Origin of the sequence: Streptomyces sp. NPDC007088, assembly GCF_042869355.1 — a bacterium.
In the GTDB taxonomy this organism is placed as follows: Bacteria; Actinomycetota; Actinomycetes; order Streptomycetales; family Streptomycetaceae; genus Streptomyces.
Map to the genome: position 1 here is coordinate 1 of NZ_JBIAFO010000039.1, position 19,890 is coordinate 19,890.

Consider the following 19,890-nt stretch of genomic DNA (forward strand, 5'->3'; position numbering starts at 1 on the left):
CGGTGTGTCGGCGGTTGGAGTGCGTGACTCCGCGACAGGGCGCGGAGCGCCGATTAAGCTGGGTCCCAGCCATGAGGAAGCTCTTCTCTTCCGAAGTGGTCAGGCCCTCGCCGGGATGCCCGTCCCTGCGGGGGCCATATTCGTGTGTGCCGCGTATGGCGTACGACGTCTGAAGTTGTGGTGCTGGAGAGGGGTTGTGCGGGCCGAGCCTATGTCCGCGCGATCGGCCCGATACCTGCCTGAACGTTCCTCTTCACCCCTATGAGTGAGTCCCCGCGCCCTACGGCTGAGGTGGGGCCGGGGGCCCGGCAGGAGGGTAGGAAGGTCCTCTTCTCCCGTCCTTTTAAGGGGTGATGTCGCCCGCACCCGCGCCCTCCACCCCCACGACGCCCGTCACCACGACGCCCCCCACCGGGTCGCGGACCCCCGCGACCCGGTGACGCACCCGGCGGGCCGGCTCCAAGCGGGGGGCGGACGAGGGAGAGGGCTCGGTCTTGCTGCGCCTTGTCCGCGCCATCTGACCGGGGCGCTGACTGCGGAAGCCCCCGCCCCGGGGCGGGACGACGGGCTCGGCGGCTCCGTCGCGCGGTGCTGGAGATGGTTTCGACCGCGGGCGCGGGACGAGGCGCGGCCGTGATCCCCTCGGATCGGACGCGCTGAGCGCTGCCCGCCGGTACACGCACGCAAGTGGCCTGATGGATAAGCGAGTCCGTCCCGGGGCGCGCCCCCCGGCGAGACCACTCAAGCTCGGACGCGGCGAGACCGGCTCGCGTCACACGCCTGGATCGGTCCGCGTCACACGCGAGATCGGTCCGCGTCACACGCCGAGACCGTAAGGCCCGCTGCCCGGTGCGTCAGTCCTCTTCTGATTCGGTCCGGGTCAGGGCCTCCGTGATGAGGCGGACGGCGAAATCCTCGTCCTCGGTCATGCGGTTGATGTGTTCCGAGAGCAGGAAGGTCGCGGCTTCGAGGGCGTTCATCTCCTGCTTGGTCCAGTCCCCGTACTGCTTGCGCCATAGGCTGGGGCTCAGGCCGATGCCCGCCGCGACGATCATGCCCGTCATGGTGGGGATCACCTCGGGCGGACAGCTCTTCGGCATCATGCGCATCGAGGCCACGAAGGTCGGCACCACGTACTCGATGACGTCCTTGTCGTGGTCCTCGTGGGCCTTCCGCAGCCACGTCATGAACATGTAGATGAGCGTGCACGTGCCGTCCAGCAGGTCGTCCGCTCCGCCGGGGCCCAGCGACTCGATGAACTGGTCGATCATCGCGTCTGTTTCGGGATCGGCCTCGGTCCTGCCCGCGTGGATGGTCTTGCTCCGGTGGTCGAGCAGCATGAGCGCCGCGCCGACGTCACCGGCGGGAGCGTGCTGAGGACCGCAGGGAGATAACACAGGCTTTCCTCCTCGGACGGCCGCGCTGGGCAGCACGGCGTGTCCTCCGTAGACTAGACGCCGGTTGAGGTGGGGTGTGGTGGTTTATCACCTTTACGGTGACTCATCTTTATGGCGATGAAGTGGTATGCGTCGCCTGCCTGTTGGGCTGTGTGACCGGTCTTTCCGGCGCCGCCTCGGCAGGGGGGACGACGACTGTGGTTCGGGTGCGACAAGGGCGGGCTGGGCCACGGCGCGGGCCCTGTGTCCCGGAGTGTTTCCGCCCCGCCCGTCCACGCTCGGACCGGGCGGTAACGTCTTCCGCATGACGGCCGAGGACGTGGGCGGCGGGCGGCGAAACACTGGCCGGCGGCCTGATGAACACGGGTGCGGTCCTACGACGAGGCGCCCTGGTGGAACGCCCGGCACCGAGTACGGCCCGCGCCCTCCACGCCCACCTCCGCGCGCTCAGGGAGCACGGCTTCGACGCGGCCCCGACGCCGCTCCGTCTCACCGGGGACGGTCGGGAGCAGCTGACCTACATCCCGGGTGACGTCGCCCTGCCGCCGTTTCCGCGCTGGGCGATGACGGAGACCGCGCTGAGATCGGTGGGGGAGCTTCTGCGGCGGTTGCACGAGGCGAGTGCGGGCGTCCCGGTCGACAGCGGCACCGAGTGGCCCCGGGCCCTGGCCGATCCGGAGGGCGGAACGATGCTGTGCCACAACGACGTGTGCTGGGACCGCGTACAGGAGTGGCTCGCCGCCCACCACAGGACGTTCGCGAAGGCCCTGTTGGACGACAGTCCCCGAGGCCGACGGGGGGCCGGGCCGGCGGTGGCCGTAGCCGTAACCGCTGAAGCGGCTCCGGTCCGGCGACGGGACAGTCAGGTCCGCAGACGCCGCTTCCGTCCCCGGGCGCGGACCGATCCGGCGCGGGAGCGTTCAGGACACTCGGGACACTCGGGTACGGGCGCCGGTGCCGGGACCGGCCCGGCGGTGGGCGAGGAGGATGCCGCCGGGGGCGCTCTCCGCCGAGCTGAGCGTCCGGTGCGAATCGACAGCGAAACCGCCCGCCCTCGTTGAGCCAGTCGGCCACCTGTCCGGGCCTGCGGCGGTGGACGCGGACCTTCATCGAGTGCCCGCCGTAGCCCTCCGTCTTCCACGCGCCGGAACTGCACGCTCCTCCGGCGTCTCGTCCAGCAGCTTCCGCGTCAGGTCCGCGTAGTCGGCGGTGACGGTGTCGTAGGACGCGCGGGTGTCCGTCAGCCAGTCGTCCTCGCCCCGCGTCCGACCGGTCACCTGCCGGTGCGGCTGTCGCGTACCTCGCTGACGAAGGTCTGCCAGGCGGCGCGGGTGAAGAGGTGGGCGCCGAGGGGGCGGTTTTTGCTGTCCCGGATCGCCATGTGCCCGCCCCCTGTGGGCTGCGTCTCAACGCAGTTTCCTGAACCGTCGCTGCTGTACGACGACTTACGCCAGGAATGAGCGAGGAGGCTGACGGGACGTATCTCGCCTCCGGGCGCGTTCTGCGCTCTCGGTTCAGTCACTGATCAGTTCTCGCGGACGTCGCTGACGAAGGTCTGCCAGGCGGCGGGGGTGAAGAGGTGGGCGCCGAGGGGGCGGTTTTTGCTGTCGCCGATCGCCACGAGTCCGTCTTGCGTCGCCTGGGTCTCCACGCATTGTCCTTCGGCGTCGTCGCTGTACGAGGACTTGATCCAAGCAAGCGAGGGGAGGTTGTGCCGGATCATGTTGCTTCCGTCCTTCAGGTTCTCTGGCGGTATCCTCGCGCCACTGTACGGATCAGTTCCAGGGACTGTCGCACGGGTTGCGCGGAGGCACGGAGCTCATCGAAAGCGAGCCGGAAGCGCTCGACTGCCGCGTCCTCTTCAAGGAACAGCGATCCATCCAGATACCCGATCTTCACCACATCGAGTTCCATCGGGTCTGGGTACGAGTAGATCGTGTAGGGCCCGCTTAGGCCAGGGTGCCAACCCTGACCAAACGGAATCACCTGGATGGTCAGCTTGGGCGGGTTGCTCACCTCGATCAGCTTGTCGAGCTGAGCAGCCATGACCCCGGGTCCGCCGATCTCGCGGCGCAACACTGCCTCATCGAGGATGCATACATGGTGTGGGGCGTTGACGCGCTGAAAGATCTCCTGGCGCGTCATACGGACAGAGATTAGAGAATCCAGTTCCTTCTCCGAGGACATTCCCTTGTCGAACGACCGGATGACTTCTGTCGCATACTCAGCTGTCTGGAACAGCCCGGGGATCAGCAGCGACTGAAAGGCCAGGATCTTGGCCGCATCCGACTCGATGGAGATCTGCTCCTCAAGCCGGGCCTGGAGTATGTCGCTGTACTGAGCCCACCACCCCTTCCGACGCCCTTCCCGCGCCATCGTGATCAGGGCCGTGCGCAGCCGTTCGTCCTCCACTCCGTAGAGGTCGAGCAGCGCTTCGGCCTCCAGCTTGTTCATGCCCTGGCGGCCGTTCTCCTGGCGGCTGATCTTCGACTTGTCGCCGCCGATGCGCTCGGCCGCGTCGTCCATCTTGACGCCGGCCGCCTCGCGCAGGCGCTTGAACTCCGAGCCGAGCTTGCGCCGTCGGACGGTCGGACGCGGATGACCTGCCAACTCCTGCCTCCTTCATGCTGCTTTCGGGCCCAGTCTGCCGCATCTCAACGATGACGCCTACCTCGAACGGTCGTTCGCAAGTTCAGCTATCTCCAACTTTGTTACGCACAGAGCTTGCGGTGGATGCTGTGGTGGGGCCACTCTGTACCCCTCACCTTCGGCAACGGGTTCATCACTCCACGTCAACGGTGATCTCTCTGTCCTGCCCTGGAGGAGTCGTGGAAACTCTCGTCCCCCTCGCCGGATTCCGGCGCGAGATCACCGTCAGACCGGAGGACCTGGCCGCTCTGCGCCGCCTCGTCGCCGGGGCCGTAAGCCGCTGGTGCGGGGCCGAGTTGGCGCGTGAGGTCGCCCTCTGCGCGCACGAACTGCTCGCGAACGTCGAACGGCACACCGAGGCGGGGGAATGTGTCCTGACCCTCGGGCGTACCGCCGGTACCGTGCGGCTCGTGGTCGCGGACGGTGAGGGCGTCCGGCCGTGTCCCGTCACGCCCGGTGACACGGCCGAAGGCGGGCGTGGGCTGCTCGTGGTCGCGGGGATCGCCACGAGGTGGGGCGTGGACCTGGGCGCGGACGGTCGGGGGAAGTCCGTCTGGGCCGAGTTCGACTGCCGTCAGGAGGGTGGTTCATGACGTCGTTGCCCCGGGCCTACTGGTGTCGCCGCGAAGGGCCGGGCGCCCCGGTGTCCGGTACGGCCGTCGCGCCCGCCGCCGCCGTCGACTGGATGCGGGAGTCGGTGCGCGCCGTCACCCCGGAACTCGACCGGGACGCCTTCGACCTGGCCTGGGCCTGGCTCGGCAACCACCGTGAACGGGAGGCGGCCGCCTGCCTGTTGCGTGCCGGCCTGCCGTACCGCCACTCGGTGCGCGCGGGGTGCGGCATCTGGTTCTGGAGCGTCCACCCCGTGCGCGTACTGCCCTTGCTGGAGAACGAGACCAACCCCTTCTGCGTCCACTGGAGGACCCCGTGAACCCCGCCCCCGCTCTGCGCGCCGCCCTCGCCTCGCACGGACTGGCATTACCTGAACTCCGTTGCGCGGAGGGCTCCTTGCTCCTCGGTGAGGCCGACGTCGTGACCGCCGCCCGGCTCGGCGGGCTCCTCGGGGCGCCGCCGCTGGGGCCCGGCGTGAACCTCGGTGACTGGCGCACCGCGCACGTCGTCGCCCGGCGCCTGACGGAGGCCGTGCGGGCGGTCGCGGACGGCGCCTTCCTCGACACCTTCTTTCACCCGGACTGCGTACGGTGCGACAGCGAGGCCGCCGTCACCCTCGGGGGCCTCGACCTCCCCGCCGCCGAGCGACTGACCGCCGTACTCAGGGGCGCGGCGGGCGGAAACGGCTGAGTGCGGGAGCGGGCGGACGCGGCGCGCGCCGGAAACGTGCGTACGACGAGCGGTGACGACCGAAGCTGTTCCCCCTTCGACAGCCTCTGGGTGGAGAAGGCCCACTCCTCCTCCACGGCCCTCTCTGCCTCGCTGGACAACAGGGCGGACTGCTTCGCGACGTCCTGACCACGGCCTGCGCGGGACCGGGGGGTGTCGGCGGCAGCCGGCGCCCCCCCCGGCGCAGTTCACCCCTCTTCGAGGTAGGTGATGTAGAGCGTGACCGCAGGTACGCGGACGTTCAGGGCGCCGGCGTCCTTCGTCAGCTGTTCGTCGTAGGAGCGCAGCTTTCCGTCGCCGGGGCCGAAGACGAGGGTCTGGGTCTTGGGCAGCCCTCCGTACCGGGAGTTGACCGAGAAGGCCAGGCCGCTGCGGCCGGCCCGGTCCTCGACCGCGCCGCGGTAGGCGACGCCCCGGGTATGGGCCAGCACGCGCAGCAGGGCGGACCGTTCCTTCGGCGTGAAGGCGGTGTCGACGGAGCGTTCGGCGATCGAGTCGAACAGTTCGCCGGGCCCGGACCCGTGGTAGCCCGTCCGGAGCCAGCGCTCCATCCCCTCCGTGTCAGTCGGGGGCCGGTGCGTGCGCGGATCGGAGGAGTCCGCAGGGCCCGAGGAACCCGAGTACGAGACCGTTCTCTCTCCCGTGGCTCCCGCGTCCTTCCACCTCTTGCGCTGCTGCTCGTTCTGGAACTGCGGTTTCTGGCTGCGGACCCGCCATGTCTTCGAGCCGTCGGGCTTTTTCACGGTCACCCGGCGTTCGGGGACGACGGCGGAGGTGACCTGCTCGCCGTCGATACGGGTGGAGAGCGACCAACTGTCCTGGACGAACCGTTGCGTCCCGGTGGCGCTTTCATCCGGCAGCTCGGCCACCTTCTCGGCGAGCGCATCGAGACGATCCTGGGCCGAACCGCTCGGATGCCGCAGCGCCAGCGACGGGGGCGTCACCGCGTAGGCGGGCTGGGCCGTGGACCGGAACAGTTGGGGGCCGACCACCGCCGCCGCGGCGACGACAGCCGTCCCTACAGCAACGACACCCCATTTCCGTGTACCGGACCAGTGAGGCCCCCGCGGCCTGTGGGGCGCCGGCCGGGACGTGCGCAGAATCTGCTGGAGTCTTGCCTCCTGCTCGTCGAGCGAGGACCGGGCACATGCCTGTCCCGGGTCGAGCTTCCGGAGCAGCTGATCCGTATCACGCACTGCGGTCACCTCGTATCGCCAAGGACGCCCCGGTGAGGGGCACGTTCGTCGTGGAGCCGGAAGGGATTCCGGGCGCCTGGGCCAGACCGGCGCGCAGCCGTTTGCGGGCGCGGTGCAGCCGTACGTGAAAGGCGGGGACGGAGCAGCTCACGACACGTGCGGCCTCGCGGGCCCGCAACCCCTCCCACAAGGTCAGACGCAGCACCTCCTGGTCCTGCTCGCTCAGGGCGTCGAATGCCTGCACGAGGTGCAGCTGTTCGGCTATCTCTGCCGCGGGATCCTCGACGGTGCCCTGTGGTTGCGCCGCCAGCACGCTCAGCAAGGAGTTGCGGCGGTCGTCCGCCCGGTACGCGTTGGCCAGAGTCCGGCGCGCCACCCCGTACAGCCACGGAAGCTCGCTGGAGGCCGGGGCCTCGTCCAGTCGTCTCCAGGCGACCAGGAACACCTCGGCCACCACGTCCGCGGCCTGGTCCGGATGGGCCCGGCGCCGCACATAGGTTTCGACCGCCCCGCTGTACTCCTGGTACAGAGCGGTGAAGCGCTGCTCGTCACTTGTTCTGTCCACATCCCCTCCACTCTTGTATATGTCGGCGGCTCCCCCTCTCTTACGTCCAGGCCGCAGAATTCTGAGCGGGACGTGGCCAGGCCGCAGCCCCGCTACCGACGGCCGCGCCGCAGTGGCGCCTATCGTGTCCCCGCTCGCCGCGGCGACCGGTCCCCGGCGCACCCCATTGACTAAGAGTATTCAGAGCGCGAGTATGTGAATTGAATTATGAGTGCGGTCCGGGACCCGGGGCCGGTCCCGTGGGCCGGGCCGGGGGGCGGGCCGTCGGTCATCCGGCCTATCCAGGAGGCATCCCATGGCAGGACCCCGCCCCGTCCGCGCCCCCCGTGGCACGCAGCTGAGCGCCCTCGGCTGGCAGCAGGAAGCCGCGCTGCGGATGCTCCAGAACAACCTGGACCCGGAGGTCGCCGAGCACCCGGACGAGCTGGTCGTCTACGGCGGCTCCGGGAAGGCCGCGCGCGACTGGAACTCCTTCGACGCGATGACCCGCACGCTGCGCACCCTCAAGCAGGACGAGACGATGCTCGTCCAGTCCGGGCGGCCCGTCGGCGTCATGCAGACCCACGAGTGGGCGCCCCGCGTGCTCATCGCCAACTCCAACCTCGTCGGCGACTGGGCGAACTGGGAGGAGTTCCGGCGCCTGGAGGCCATGGGCCTGACCATGTACGGGCAGATGACCGCCGGTTCCTGGATCTACATCGGCACGCAGGGGATTCTCCAGGGGACGTACGAGACCTTCTCCGCCGTCGCCGCGAAGAAGTTCGGCGGCTCGCTCGCCGGGACCATCACGCTCACCGCCGGGCTCGGCGGCATGGGCGGTGCCCAGCCGCTCGCCGTCACCATGAACGACGGCGTCGCGATCTGTGTCGACTGCGACCCGCGCGCCATCGAGCGCCGTATCGAGCACCGCTACCTCGACGTCAGGGCCGACAACCTCGCGCACGCCCTGGAGCTGGCCACCGAGGCGCGCGACCGGCGCAAGCCGCTGTCCATCGGACTGCTCGGCAACGCCGCCGAACTGCTGCCGCGCATGCTCGCCGAGGGCGCGCCCATCGACATCGTGACCGACCAGACCTCCGCGCACGACCCGCTCGCCTACCTCCCCGTCGGCGTCGACTTCGCCGACATGGCGGCGTACGCGAAGGAGAAGCCCGCCGAGTTCACCACCCGCTCCCGCGAGTCCATGGCCCGCCACGTCGAAGCCATGGTCGGCTTCCAGGACGCGGGCGCCGAGGTCTTCGACTACGGCAACTCGATCCGGGGCGAGGCCCAACTCGCCGGGTACGAGCGCGCCTTCGCGTTCCCCGGCTTCGTACCCGCCTACATCCGGCCGCTGTTCTGCGAGGGCAAGGGCCCCTTCCGCTGGGCCGCGCTGTCCGGCGAGGCGAGCGACATCCACAAGACCGACAAGGCGATCCTCGACCTCTTCCCCGAGAACGAGTCCCTGCACCGCTGGATCAAGATGGCGCAGGAGCGCGTCCACTTCCAGGGGCTGCCCGCCCGCATCTGCTGGCTCGGCCAGGGCGAGCGCGACGTGGCGGGCGTGCGCTTCAACGACATGGTCGCCTCCGGGGAGCTCCAGGCGCCCGTCGTCATCGGCCGCGACCACCTCGACACCGGCTCCGTCGCCTCCCCGTACCGCGAGACCGAGGCCATGCGCGACGGCTCCGACGCCATCGCGGACTGGCCGCTGCTCAACGCCATGGTCAACGTCGCCTCCGGTGCCTCCTGGGTCTCCGTCCACCACGGCGGCGGCGTCGGCATGGGCCGCTCCCTGCACGCCGGGCAGGTCACGGTCGCCGACGGCACCGAGCTGGCCGGCGAGAAGATCCGCCGCGTCCTCACCAACGACCCCGGCATGGGCGTCATCCGGCACGTCGACGCCGGATACGAGGAGGCCGAGGCCGTCGCCGAGGCCAAGGGCGTGCGCATCCCCATGCGCGAGGGCGGCGTGGAGGCCGGGAGCACCGCAGAGGCCGGGAGCACCGACGCATGAGCCCCGCCACCGGCTTCACCGGCATGTGGCGGGACCTGCTCCCGCTCGGCCGCGACACCCGCTCCGGCGGCTACCGCCGCTTCGCCTGGACGCCCGCCGACACCGAGACGCGCGACTGGTTCCGGCAGCAGGCCGCCGACCGCGAGCTGACCTACGAGGAGGACCGCAACGGCAACCAGTGGGCCTGGCTCGGCGACCCGCGCGGGGAGGGGGCCGTCGTCACCGGCTCCCACCTCGACTCGGTGCCCGACGGCGGCGCCTTCGACGGGCCGCTCGGCGTCGTCAGCGCCTTCGCCGCCCTCGACGAGCTGAGGGAACGCGGCGCCCGGCCCGCAAGGCCCCTCGCCGTCACCAACTTCGCCGACGAGGAGGGTGCCCGCTTCGGGCTCGCATGCGTCGGCTCCCGGCTCAGCGCCGGGGCGCTCACCAAGGAAGCGGCGTACGCGCTGCGCGACGCCGAGGGCATCAGCCTCCCGCGCGCCATGGAGGCCGCGGGACACGACCCGGAGACGATCGGCGCCGACCCCGAACGGCTCGCCCGGATCTCCGCGTACGTCGAACTCCACGTCGAACAGGGGCGGGCGCTCGACCTGACCGGCGACCCCGTCGGCATCGCGAGCGCCATCTGGCCGCACGGCCGCTGGCGCTTCGACTTCCGGGGCGAGGGCAACCACGCGGGCACCACCCGGCTCGCCGACCGGCACGACCCGATGCTGCCGTACGCCGAGACCGTGCTCGCCGCCCGCCGCGAGGCCGCCCTCGCCCAGGCCGTCGCGACCTTCGGGAAGATCGCCGTCGTCCCCGGCGGCGTGAACGCCATCCCCTCCCTCGTCCGGGGCTGGCTCGACTCGCGCGCCGCCGACCAGACCACCCTCGACTCGGTCGTCACCGCGATCGAGGGGGCCGCCCGGGAGGCCGCCGCGCGCGAGGGCGTCGACCTCGACGTCGTCCGCGAGTCCTTCACCCCCGTCGTCGAGTTCGGGCACGCCCTGCGCACCGAACTCGGCAAGGTCCTCGGCCGGCAGAGCGAGGGACGCGCCGTGCCCGTCCTGCCCACCGGAGCGGGACACGACGCCGGAATCCTCTCCGCCGCCGTCCCCACCGCCATGCTGTTCGTCCGCAACCCCACCGGCGTCTCCCACGCGCCCGCCGAACACGCGGACGAGGCCGACTGCCTGGCCGGGGTCACGGCCCTCGCCGACGTACTGGAGGAACTGGCGTGCCGCTGAACCCACCCCCGGGCACGGCAAGCGGCGTCCCCGAGGCCGTCTACTGGCTCGAACACGCCTGGCTCGGCACCCGTACCGAGCCCGGCGTGGTCCTGCACACCGCGGCGGGCCGCGTCACCGCCGTGCGCACCGGTGTCCCCGCGCCGCCGCCCGGCGCGACCGCCCTGCGCGGGCTGACCCTCCCCGGGCTCGCCAACGCCCACTCGCACGCCTTCCACCGCGCGCTGCGCTCGCGCGTGCAACGCGGCAGCGGCACCTTCTGGACCTGGCGCGACACGATGTACGAGGTCGCCGCCCGGCTCACCCCGGACAGCTACTACGCGCTCGCCCGCGCCGTCTACGCCGAGATGGCGCTCGCCGGGATCACCGCGGTCGGCGAGTTCCACTACGTGCACCACCAGGCCGACGGCACGCCCTACGCCGGCCCCAACGCCATGGGCGAGGCGCTGATCGCCGCCGCGGCGGACGCCGGCATCCGCATCACGCTGCTCGACACCGCCTACCTGTCGGCCGGCTTCGGCGCCCCGCCCGAGCCGCACCAGCTCCGCTTCAGCGACGGCGACGCCGACCGCTGGGCCGCCCGCGCCGACGCGCTGGTCCGTGCCGAGGACGCGCACACCCGGATCGGCGCCGCGATCCACTCCGTGCGCGCCGTGCCCGCCGCGCAGCTCGCCACCGTCGCCGCATGGGCCCGGGAACGCTCCGCGCCCCTGCACGTCCACCTCTCCGAGCAGACGGGCGAGAACGAGGCGTGCCTCGCCGCGCACGGACGCACCCCCACCCGCCTCCTCGCCGACCACGGCGTCCTCGGCGCCCGCACCACCGGCGTCCACAACACCCACCTCACCGAGGAGGACGTCCGCCTCCTCGGCGACAGCGCCACCGGCACCTGCATGTGCCCCACCACCGAACGCGACCTCGCCGACGGCATCGGGCCCGCCGTCCGCCTCCAGGAGGCGGGCAGCCCGCTGTCCCTGGGCAGCGACAGCCACGCCGTCATCGACCTGTTCGAAGAGGCCCGCGCCCTCGAACTGGACGAACGCCTGCGCACCCGCACCCGGGGCCACTGGCCGGCCGCCGCCCTCCTCGACGCCGCCTCCGCCGGCGGCCACGCGGCGCTCGGCTGGGACGACGCGGGCCGTCTCGCCCCCGGCGCCCTCGCGGACTTCACCACGATCGCCCTCGACACCGTCCGCACCGCCGGGGCCCCGCCCCCACTCGGCGCCGAGACCGCCGTGTTCGCCGCCACCGGCGCCGACGTGCGGCACACCGTGGTCGGCGGCCGCCACCTCGTCCGCGACGGCCGCCACACCCGGGTCGAGGACCCCGCCCGCGCCCTCACCGAAGCGATCACCGCGCTGTACGCCCAGGAGGACCACCCCGTATGAGCCGCACGACCCTCCTCACCGGTATCGGCAGCCTCGTCACCAACGACCCGGAGACCGGCGACGGCAGCCCCCTCGGCCTGATCGGGAGGGCCGCGCTCCTCATCGAGGAGGGGCACGTCGCCTGGGCCGGGCCGGCCGCCGCCGCGCCCGCCGCCGACACCGTCCGCGACCTCGAAGGCCGCGCCGTGATCCCCGGGTTCGTGGACTCCCACTCCCACCTCGTCTTCGCCGGGGACCGCACCGCCGAGTTCAACGCCCGCATGTCCGGCGAGAGTTACGCCGCCGGGGGCATCCGGACGACCGTCGCCGCGACCCGCGCCGCCACCGACACGGAGCTGGAGGCCACTCTGCGGCGCCACCTCCACGAGGGCCTGCGCCAGGGCACCACCACCCAGGAGACCAAGTCCGGCTACGGACTGACCGTCGAGGACGAGTCCCGCGCGCTGCGCCTCGCCGCCCGCCACACCGACGAGGTCACCTACCTCGGCGCGCACATCCCCGCCCCCGAGTACGCCGAGGACCCGGCCGGCTACGTCGCCCTCGTCACCGGGCCCATGCTCGACGCCTGCGCCCCGTACGCCCGTTGGGTCGACGTGTTCTGCGAGAAGGGCGCCTTCGACGGCGACCAGGCCCGCGCGATCCTCACCGCCGGGGCGGCCAAGGGCCTGATCCCGCGCGTGCACGCCAACCAGCTCACGTACGGGCCCGGGGTCCAGCTCGCCGTGGAACTCGGCGCCGCGAGCGCCGACCACTGCACCCACCTCACCGAGGCCGACGTCGACGCCCTCGCCCAGGGCACCACCGTCGCGACCCTGCTGCCCGGCGCCGAGTTCTCCACCCGCGCCCAGTGGCCCGACGCCAGGCGGCTGCTGGACGCGGGGGCGACCGTCGCGCTGTCCACCGACTGCAACCCCGGCTCCTCGTACACCTCCTCCATGCCGTTCTGCATCGCCCTGGCCGTACGGGACATGGGGATGACACCCGACGAGGCGCTGTGGTCCGCGACGGCCGGCGGGGCCCGTGCGCTGCGCCGCGCCGACGTCGGCCGCCTCTCCCCGGGGGCCCGCGCCGACCTCGCCGTCCTCGACGCGCCCAGCCACGTCCACTTCGCCTACCGGCCCGGGGTGCCGCTGGTGACCGAGGTGTGGCGCGCCGGGGTCCGCGAGGTCTGAGAGCGCGCGCCGCCGGAAAGAGTCCGGACCCACCGGACATGCCCATGGCACGTGCGGGTACCGGGCACACGGAAGGGCCCGTCCCGAAACCGTTCGGGGCGGGCCCTTCACGCACAGCAGCAGTGCACGGAAAGAGAGCGGGGCGCGGACTACTCGTCGAGCGTCAGGCCCCTGCGCAGCTTCACCAGCGTGCGCGACAGCAGGCGGGAGACGTGCATCTGCGAGATGCCCAGCTCCTCGCCGATCTCCGACTGCGTCATATTGGCCACGAAGCGCAGGCTCAGGATCTGCCGGTCGCGCTGCGGCAGCCGGGCGATCATCGGCTTCAGGGACTCGATGTACTCGATCCCCTCCAGGCCGTGGTCCTCGTAACCGATCCGGTCGGCGAGGGCGCCCTCCGAGTCGTCGTCCTCGGGCTGCGCGTCCAGCGAGCTCGCGGTGTACGCGTTGCTCGCCGCCATGCCCTCCACGACCTCCTCGCGGGGGATGCCGAGCTTCTCGGCCAGCTCGCTCGGCGTCGGCGCCCGGTCGAGGCGCTGCGCCAGCTCGTCACCCGCCTTCGCGAGGTCGAGCCGCAGCTCCTGGAGCCGGCGCGGAACCCGCACGGACCACGAGGTGTCACGGAAGAAGCGCTTGATCTCACCGATGATCGTCGGCATCGCGAAGGTGGGGAACTCCACACCGCGCGTCAGCTCGAAACGGTCGATCGCCTTGATGAGCCCGATCGTGCCGACCTGGACGATGTCCTCCATCGGCTCGCTGCGGGAGCGGAACCGGGAGGCGGCGAACTTGACCAGGGCCAGGTTCAGCTCGACCAGGGTGTTGCGTACGTAGGAATGGGCGTGCGTGCCCTCCTCCAGCAGCTCCAGCCGCTCGAAGAGGGTCTTGGAAAGGGCCCGTGCGTCCAGCGGCCCCACCTGATCGAACGGCGGGATCGTCGGCAGGTCTGCCAGTCCGGGCAGTTCCGCGAGGGGTCCGGCGGCAGGGGCCGCGGCCCCCGGATCCGCGCTCTCCGTGCGTTGCGTGGGGATGGTCGACGTCGCCGGTTTCGCCTGCGATGCGTCGAGCTGGGGTGACATGATGTCCTCCATCGTTCTCGGCATATGGCTGCCGATGCCAATACGTGCACTGCGGTGTGCGGCGCCTCCAAAGCCGGCCGTGTCGAATGCTGTGCTTCTAGCCCTACCGGTTCGCACTGACCAGCCGCAAGTGCCAATTGTGGCTAAATGTCCCTTTTCGGGGGGATGTTCGGGTACCGAGAGAGGTAACGAAGGCGTAGTGTTCGAGGGCGGCGGTATGCGCTCAGCAGCGGTCAGTCAGCTGGGATCAGCGCTGAGTCAGCGACTGGGACGGCACCGGGCCGGCGCTCGCCGGCACGCGAGCCAGTACGTGAGTCAGAGCCGCCGCACCGCTCGAAGGGGCGGCGGCGTGGAGTGGAGAAGCGGTGGGCGCGGCAGTGCGCCGGCCGCCGTGACAACGGTCGGGAGACATAGGGCATGGACCGCGGGACGGTCGGCAGCGCGAACCGGGGACGGCTTCGCGTCGAGGTGCGCACCGAAGGGCCCTGGGCCGTCGTGACGCCGGCCGGTGAGCTGGATCACCACACGGCCGAGCTGTTGCGCGAACCACTGGAGGCCGCCCTCGACGAGGGCAAGGTCAAGATCGCCATCGACTGCGCCGAGCTGGAGTTCTGCGACTCCACCGGGCTCAACGTCCTGCTCGGCGCCCGCCTCAAGGCGGAGGCGGCGGGCGGCGGCATCCACCTCGCGGGCATGCAGCCCGTGGTGGCGAGGGTGTTCGAGATCACCGGCGCGGACGCGGTCTTCACGGTGCACGCCACCGTCGAGGACGCGCTCGCCGGCTGAACCCGGCCCCGGGGGTCCGCCCCCGCGCCCGGCGGACACGCGCGGTCAGGCGTTGCCCTGTGCCCGGAAGGCCCCTCGCGCGGGCGGCCGATCGGCAGGTGTCCCGGGCGACGTGCCGGGCAGGAGATCCACGTAGCCCTCGATACCCGGCCCCACGGACCGCACCCGTCGCACGGGCGGCCCCGCGGGCCGAGCAGTAACCCAGGACCCTGGCAGAAACCGGGCTCGTGCCCCATGCGGGCCCGACAACACGAATTGTCGAAGTGTGTGCACTCAGAACTGGCGAATCGGTGAGGTGAAGCGCTGATGAGCACCACCCGGCCGCAACTGCCGGACGACCGCCCGGAACAGGGCGGGTCCGGCGTTGACGACGGGGCCGGGCCGGCCGCCGCCGTCGGGCGGCGAACCCGCAGGCTCACCCTCGTGGGCGCCAGCGGAGTCGTGCCGATGGCCCGCGACTTCGCCCGCGAGGCGTTGCGCGAATGGGGCTGGACCCCGGCGGAGGGCGCGGACCGCAAAGCCGCCGCCGAGGACGTCCTGCTCGTCGTCTCCGAGCTGGTCACCAACGCCTGCCTGCACGCGGAGGGGCCCGAGGAGGTCCTCGTCTCCACCGACGGCAAGACCCTGCGTATCGAGGTCTCCGACCTCGGCAGCGGCGAGCCCGCGCCCCGCACCCCGCACCGGGCCGGGCGCCCCGGCGGCCACGGCATGTTCATCGTGCAGCGGCTCTCCATCGACTGGGGTGTCCTGCGCGTCCCCGGAGTGCCCGGCAAACGCGTGTGGGCCGAGGTCGCCGCACCCGCCTGATACGACCGGACCCCCGGGCGTCCGTGACGCCGGGTGTCGGTGACGCCGCGGGTCGGTGACGCCGGTGCCGCGTCGGTGACGCGGGGTGTCCGTGACGCCGGGGACCCGAGCGACTGTCCTGACGCCGAAGGGCACCGCGGACCCGCGTCCGCGGTGCCCTTCGGCGCTTCCCGTCACCTCTCGTCCGTCCCGGCGACCGCCCGACCGGACGGACCGCGGCGGCCGTGGCGGCTTCCCGGACGGGCCGCTCGCCGGTGTCCCGCTCGCCGCCGTCCCCGCTCGCCGCCGTCCTCGCTCGCCGTCCCGCTCAGGCCCCGGCCTGTAGGCGCAGGCCCGCCAGGGTCAGTTCCAGCGCGGAGCGGAACTGCTCGATGTCGTCGTGGCCGTCGAACTCGTCGACGATCTCGCGCACGAACGGGAACTCCCCGGGGTCGAGCTCCCGCCAGGCCTTGGCGTAGCGGCCGAGGAACTCCTCGCGGTTCGTGGCGCCGTCGAGGATCTCCTGGGGCGGCTCCTGGCCCAGGTCGACGGCGGAGCCGACCACCACCCCCACGATCGCGGACACGGCGTGGAACCGCTGCCGCGCGGTGAGGTCGAGACGGAGGGTCTGCCGGCCGAGCCTGTCGTACAGGCGCAGGGAGTTGCCCTGGACTCCGGTGTTGCGCATGAAGTAGGCGCCCAGCCACGGCCGCTCCACGACCGCGTCGAACAGCGTCAGGGCCATCACCCGAAGGTCGTCGATGGGGTCGGGGCTGTCCGCGAGCGTCTCGATGTCGGCCAGCACCGAGCCCATCACGTGGTCGGTGGCGCGGTCGAGCAGCTCCTCCTTGCTCGTCACGTACCAGTAGATGCTCGCGACGCCGCCGCCCAGACGCTGGGCCAGCGCCCGGAACGTCAGCGCCGGGGCGCCGGCCTCGTCGAGCAGGGCCACCGCCTCGGTGAGCACCGACTCCATCGAGTGCGAGGCCCGTCGGCGGCCTTCGCCCGAGCGCTTCTGTAGGCGTGCCATGGCTCACATCCCTGTGCGTCTTGCGCAGTATCGAACGTTGTTCTATCTTAACTCATCGAACGTCGTTCGATAGTCGAACCATGTTCGACCGGAGGACTCTATGACCGCGGCCACACTGCCCACCCCCACCCCCACCCGCACCTACCCGTCCCTGCGTGCGGCGTGGATTCCGCTGGCAGCTCTCTGCCTGGCCTTCTTCGTCGAGATGGTCGACAACACCTTGCTGTCGATCGCGCTGCCCACGATCGGCCGCGACCTCGGCAGCGGGACGACCGCGCTCCAGTGGGTCACCGGGGCGTACTCCCTGACCTTCGGCGGTCTGCTGCTCACCGCGGGCTCGATGGCCGACCGGCTCGGCCGTCGCCGGGTGCTGCTGGCCGGACTCGCCGTGTTCGGCGCGCTGAGCCTGTGCGTCGTCCTCGTCACCACGGCGGGTCAGCTCATCGCCCTGCGCGCCGCCCTCGGCGTCGCCGCCGCGGCGATGGCGCCCATCACGAACTCCCTGGTCTTCCGCCTGTTCGAGGACAAGGCCCTGCGGATGCGCGCCATGACGGTGATGATCGTCGTGGGCATGTCCGGATTCGTCCTCGGGCCGCTGCTCGGGGGCACCGCGCTGGCGCACGTGCGCTGGGAGTGGCTGCTGGTCGTCAACGCCCCGATCGCGGTGATCGCGTGCCTCGGCGTCCGGCTCGGCGTCCCGGCCGACCGGCCCGAGGACCTGACCAAGGACCCGCTCGACCTGCCGGGCGCCGTGCTGAGCGTCAGCACCATCGGGCTCGCCTGCTACTCGCTGACCAGCGGGGTCGAGCACGGCTGGGCCTCCCCGGGCACCCTCGCCTCCATCGTGGGCGCCGTCGCGGCCGGGCTCGCGTTCGTGTGGCACGAGCGGCGCAGCGCGGCGCCCATGCTGGACCTCCGCGTCTTCTCCAACGGCACCGTCCGGGGCGCCGCCATCGCGCAGACCGGAACCTCCATCGCGATGGCCAGCGTGATGTTCGGGCTGATCCTCCACTTCCAGTACGCCTACGGGTGGAGCCCGGTGCGGGCCGGCCTGGCCAACCTGCCGATCATCGTGACGATGCTCGTCGCGACCCCCCTGTCCGAGTGGCTCGCGCGCCGGTTCGGCCACCGCCTCGCCTGCCTGGTCGGCGCGGCCTGCCTGGCCGGTTCGATGGCGGGGCTCTCCTGGGGCGTCGACCACGGGTACGCCGTCATCGCCATCTGCCTGGTGCTCATGACCGTGGGGCTGCGCACCGTGATGACGATCTGCGCGGTCGCCCTCGTCGACGCGATGCCGGCCAACCGCACCTCCATCGCCGCGGCCCTCAACGACACCGCTCAGGAGGTCGGCTCCAGCGTCGGTACCGCCGTGGTCGGCACCCTGATCGCCGCGCTGGTCACCACCCAGCTCCCGGCCGGCACCTGGAGCAGCGGGCTCGTGGCGTCGTTCTTCCACGGCGAACGGGTCACCTACGCCGTGCTCGCGGTCGTCGTCGGTCTCGTCGCGGCGGGCGGTGCGCTGAGCCTCACCAACTCCCGCACCGTCGAGGAACAGCCCGCCGACTGACCCCGCGCGCCGTGGTGCGGGGCGGGGGGCCGGCGGGGTCCCGCCCCGCACCACCCGTACGCCGACGCCGAAGGGGCGGGCCCCGGAACTCCGGGACCCGCCCCTTCGGCGTATCGCGCTCGGGCGCGTCGGTGAGGCCGCTCAGCGCACCTCGCCCATCTGGGCCCTGACCTGCCTGCGGTACATGAAGACCGCGATACCGGCGACCGCCGCGAGCGCCGCCTCGGCGGCCACGATGCCCGACTTGTTGAGGTCGACCCCGGCCAGCGACATCAGGCTCGTCACGCAGTCGCCCGCCGTCACGGCGAGGAACCACACGCCCATCATCTGCGAGCTGTACTTGCGCGGGGACATCTTCGTCGTCACCGACAGGCCCACCGGCGACAGGCACAGCTCACCGACGGTCTGCACGAAGTAGATCGCGACCATCCACATCGGGCTGACCCGGCCGCCGTCCGTCGTCTGCATGAGCGGGATCATGAAGACGAAGAAGGAGACGCCGATCAGGAACAGGCCGGAGGCGAACTTCGTGACGGTGCTCGGCTCCTTGCCGCGCCGGTTCAGCGCGAGCCAGATCCAGGCGGTGACCGGGGCCAGCGCCATGACGAGGACCGGGTTGACCGACTGGTACCAGGAGGTCGGGAAGTGGAAGCCCAGCAGGCTGTTGGTGGTCCGCTCGTCCCCGAACAGGGACATCGTGGAGCCGCCCTGGTCGTAGATCATCCAGAACACGGCGGCGGCGACGAAGAACCAGATGTACGCCGACATCTTCGACTGCTCGTCCTGCGAGAGGTCCTTGTCACGCTTGATCCGGGCCAGTACCACGACCGGGATGACCAGACCGGCCACCGTGATCGGGACCAGCGCCCAGTTCAGCGTGTAGACACCGGTGGCCACGAGCGCGCCGTAGACCACGGCGGCCACGATCAGCCACAGCAGGCCCTTGCGCAGGACCGAACGCCTCTCCTCGGAGGACATCGGCTTCGGTACGACGCTGCTGACCGGGTTCAGGTGCCGGCTGCCCATCAGGAACTGGCCGAGGCCCAGCGCCATGCCGAGCGCGGCGAGCCCGAAGCCCAGGTGCCAGTTCACGTTCTCGCCGACGGTGCCGATGACCAGCGGCGCGGCGAAGGAGCCCACGTTGATGCCCATGTAGAACACCGTGAAGCCGCCGTCACGACGCGGGTCCTCGGGTCCCTGGTAGAGGTGGCCGACCATCGTCGAGATCGTGGACTTCAGCAGACCGGAACCGACCGCGACCAGGACCAGGCCCCCGAAGAAGGTGCCTTCCCCGGGCAGCGCCAGCGTGAGGTGACCGAGCATGATCACACCCGCCGCCACGGCGGTCGTCTTCCGCGGGCCCCAGAACCGGTCGGCTATCCAGCCGCCCGGCAGGGCGAGGAGGTACACCATCGCCAGATAGATGGAGTAGATCGCCGTGGCGGTGCCCGCGTTCATGTGCAGGCCGCCGGGGGCGACGAGGTACAGCGGGAGCAGGGCCCTCATGCCGTAGAAGCTGAAGCGCTCCCACATCTCGGTCATGAAGAGGGTGGCCAGTCCGCGGGGGTGGCCGAAGAAGGTCTTCTGGCCGTCGGCGGTGCCGGCGGATTCCTTCGTCAGGCTGGGCGCCATGGTCGTTCCTTGCGGTGGGGGGTAGCCGGCACCGGCACACCGGAAGACTTCCCACGTCCGACGCGGTCCACCCTGGT

At 71.4% G+C, this 19,890-nt stretch carries 20 protein-coding genes; 11 read left to right on the plus strand and 9 right to left on the minus strand.

What is annotated here, in order from left to right:
* Window positions 1–854: 854 nt before the first annotated feature.
* Window positions 855–1,397, minus strand: a complete 543-nt coding sequence (locus tag ACFYMP_RS31770) for a hypothetical protein (protein WP_388864096.1) — start codon at window positions 1,395–1,397, stop codon at window positions 855–857.
* Between the two features lie 356 nt (window positions 1,398–1,753).
* On the opposite strand from ACFYMP_RS31770, the gene ACFYMP_RS31775 reads away from it, so the two are divergent.
* Window positions 1,754–2,458: a hypothetical protein gene (locus ACFYMP_RS31775; RefSeq protein WP_388864098.1), complete on the plus strand. Its 705-nt coding sequence runs from the start codon at window positions 1,754–1,756 to the stop codon at window positions 2,456–2,458.
* Window positions 2,459–2,670: 212 nt separating this feature from the next.
* Here the strand turns inward: ACFYMP_RS31775 and ACFYMP_RS31780 are convergent, their stop codons facing one another.
* From ACFYMP_RS31780 to ACFYMP_RS31790, 3 genes are read right to left on the minus strand one after another with little or no spacing between them, the layout of a single operon-like run.
* Complete coding sequence (locus tag ACFYMP_RS31780) at window positions 2,671–2,919, minus strand: DUF397 domain-containing protein (protein ID WP_388864100.1); 249 nt, start codon at window positions 2,917–2,919, stop codon at window positions 2,671–2,673.
* Window positions 2,920–2,922: 3 nt separating this feature from the next.
* Entirely contained in the window at window positions 2,923–3,120 is a 198-nt protein-coding gene (locus tag ACFYMP_RS31785; protein ID WP_388864102.1) for a DUF397 domain-containing protein, read from the minus strand.
* A 14-nt stretch (window positions 3,121–3,134) separates the two neighbouring features.
* Window positions 3,135–4,007 carry a helix-turn-helix domain-containing protein gene (locus tag ACFYMP_RS31790; protein ID WP_388864104.1) on the minus strand — a complete coding sequence of 291 codons (873 nt, stop codon included), beginning with the start codon at window positions 4,005–4,007 and terminating at the stop codon, window positions 3,135–3,137.
* Window positions 4,008–4,225: 218 nt separating this feature from the next.
* Here ACFYMP_RS31790 and ACFYMP_RS31795 point away from each other — a divergent pair, with 218 nt between their 5' ends.
* From ACFYMP_RS31795 to ACFYMP_RS31805, 3 genes are all read left to right on the plus strand, one after another.
* A complete protein-coding gene (locus ACFYMP_RS31795; protein WP_388864106.1) occupies window positions 4,226–4,639 on the plus strand; it encodes an ATP-binding protein in 414 nt (137 codons plus the stop codon).
* Window positions 4,636–4,977, plus strand: coding sequence for a hypothetical protein (locus ACFYMP_RS31800; RefSeq protein ID WP_388864108.1), 342 nt, complete (start codon window positions 4,636–4,638; stop codon window positions 4,975–4,977). The genes ACFYMP_RS31795 and ACFYMP_RS31800 overlap by 4 nt, the downstream gene beginning before the upstream one ends.
* 77 nt (window positions 4,978–5,054) lie before the next feature.
* Window positions 5,055–5,348 carry a hypothetical protein gene (locus tag ACFYMP_RS31805; protein ID WP_388864110.1) on the plus strand — a complete coding sequence of 98 codons (294 nt, stop codon included), beginning with the start codon at window positions 5,055–5,057 and terminating at the stop codon, window positions 5,346–5,348.
* A 227-nt stretch (window positions 5,349–5,575) separates the two neighbouring features.
* Here the strand turns inward: ACFYMP_RS31805 and ACFYMP_RS31810 are convergent, their stop codons facing one another.
* Window positions 5,576–6,592 (minus strand): CU044_5270 family protein, encoded by a 1,017-nt coding sequence (locus ACFYMP_RS31810; RefSeq protein WP_388864112.1) that lies wholly within the window; start codon window positions 6,590–6,592, stop codon window positions 5,576–5,578.
* Window positions 6,576–7,148, minus strand: coding sequence for an RNA polymerase sigma factor (locus ACFYMP_RS31815; RefSeq protein WP_388864114.1), 573 nt, complete (start codon window positions 7,146–7,148; stop codon window positions 6,576–6,578). The genes ACFYMP_RS31810 and ACFYMP_RS31815 overlap by 17 nt, the downstream gene beginning before the upstream one ends.
* Before the next feature lie 295 nt (window positions 7,149–7,443).
* Between ACFYMP_RS31815 and hutU the strand changes: the two genes are divergently transcribed.
* From hutU to hutI, 4 genes are read left to right on the plus strand one after another with little or no spacing between them, the layout of a single operon-like run.
* Window positions 7,444–9,144 carry a urocanate hydratase gene (gene hutU / locus ACFYMP_RS31820; protein WP_388864116.1) on the plus strand — a complete coding sequence of 567 codons (1,701 nt, stop codon included), beginning with the start codon at window positions 7,444–7,446 and terminating at the stop codon, window positions 9,142–9,144.
* Entirely contained in the window at window positions 9,141–10,373 is a 1,233-nt protein-coding gene (locus tag ACFYMP_RS31825; protein ID WP_388864118.1) for an allantoate amidohydrolase, read from the plus strand. Before hutU ends, ACFYMP_RS31825 begins: the two co-directional genes overlap by 4 nt.
* Window positions 10,370–11,761, plus strand: a complete 1,392-nt coding sequence (locus tag ACFYMP_RS31830) for a formimidoylglutamate deiminase (RefSeq protein ID WP_388864146.1) — start codon at window positions 10,370–10,372, stop codon at window positions 11,759–11,761. The genes ACFYMP_RS31825 and ACFYMP_RS31830 overlap by 4 nt, the downstream gene beginning before the upstream one ends.
* Window positions 11,758–12,933, plus strand: a complete 1,176-nt coding sequence (gene hutI, locus ACFYMP_RS31835) for an imidazolonepropionase (RefSeq protein WP_388864120.1) — start codon at window positions 11,758–11,760, stop codon at window positions 12,931–12,933. Before ACFYMP_RS31830 ends, hutI begins: the two co-directional genes overlap by 4 nt.
* A gap of 149 nt (window positions 12,934–13,082) precedes the next feature.
* Here the strand turns inward: hutI and ACFYMP_RS31840 are convergent, their stop codons facing one another.
* The gene (locus tag ACFYMP_RS31840) at window positions 13,083–14,024 is read right to left on the minus strand and encodes an RNA polymerase sigma factor SigF (RefSeq protein WP_388864122.1); all 942 of its coding nucleotides are present in this window, start codon (window positions 14,022–14,024) and stop codon (window positions 13,083–13,085) included.
* 405 nt (window positions 14,025–14,429) lie between these two features.
* Between ACFYMP_RS31840 and ACFYMP_RS31845 the strand changes: the two genes are divergently transcribed.
* Both ACFYMP_RS31845 and ACFYMP_RS31850 read left to right on the plus strand, forming a co-directional pair.
* The gene (locus ACFYMP_RS31845) at window positions 14,430–14,798 is read left to right on the plus strand and encodes an STAS domain-containing protein (RefSeq protein WP_388864124.1); all 369 of its coding nucleotides are present in this window, start codon (window positions 14,430–14,432) and stop codon (window positions 14,796–14,798) included.
* A gap of 306 nt (window positions 14,799–15,104) precedes the next feature.
* Window positions 15,105–15,605 carry an ATP-binding protein gene (locus ACFYMP_RS31850; protein WP_388864126.1) on the plus strand — a complete coding sequence of 167 codons (501 nt, stop codon included), beginning with the start codon at window positions 15,105–15,107 and terminating at the stop codon, window positions 15,603–15,605.
* Between the two features lie 307 nt (window positions 15,606–15,912).
* On the opposite strand, the gene ACFYMP_RS31855 is transcribed toward ACFYMP_RS31850, so the two are convergent.
* Window positions 15,913–16,560: a TetR/AcrR family transcriptional regulator gene (locus tag ACFYMP_RS31855; RefSeq protein WP_388864148.1), complete on the minus strand. Its 648-nt coding sequence runs from the start codon at window positions 16,558–16,560 to the stop codon at window positions 15,913–15,915.
* Between the two features lie 154 nt (window positions 16,561–16,714).
* Here ACFYMP_RS31855 and ACFYMP_RS31860 point away from each other — a divergent pair, with 154 nt between their 5' ends.
* A complete protein-coding gene (locus tag ACFYMP_RS31860; protein WP_388864128.1) occupies window positions 16,715–18,181 on the plus strand; it encodes an MFS transporter in 1,467 nt (488 codons plus the stop codon).
* 141 nt (window positions 18,182–18,322) lie between these two features.
* Here ACFYMP_RS31860 and ACFYMP_RS31865 read toward each other — a convergent pair whose 3' ends face one another.
* Entirely contained in the window at window positions 18,323–19,813 is a 1,491-nt protein-coding gene (locus ACFYMP_RS31865) for a peptide MFS transporter (protein WP_388864130.1), read from the minus strand.
* Between the last annotated feature and the right edge of the window lie 77 nt (window positions 19,814–19,890).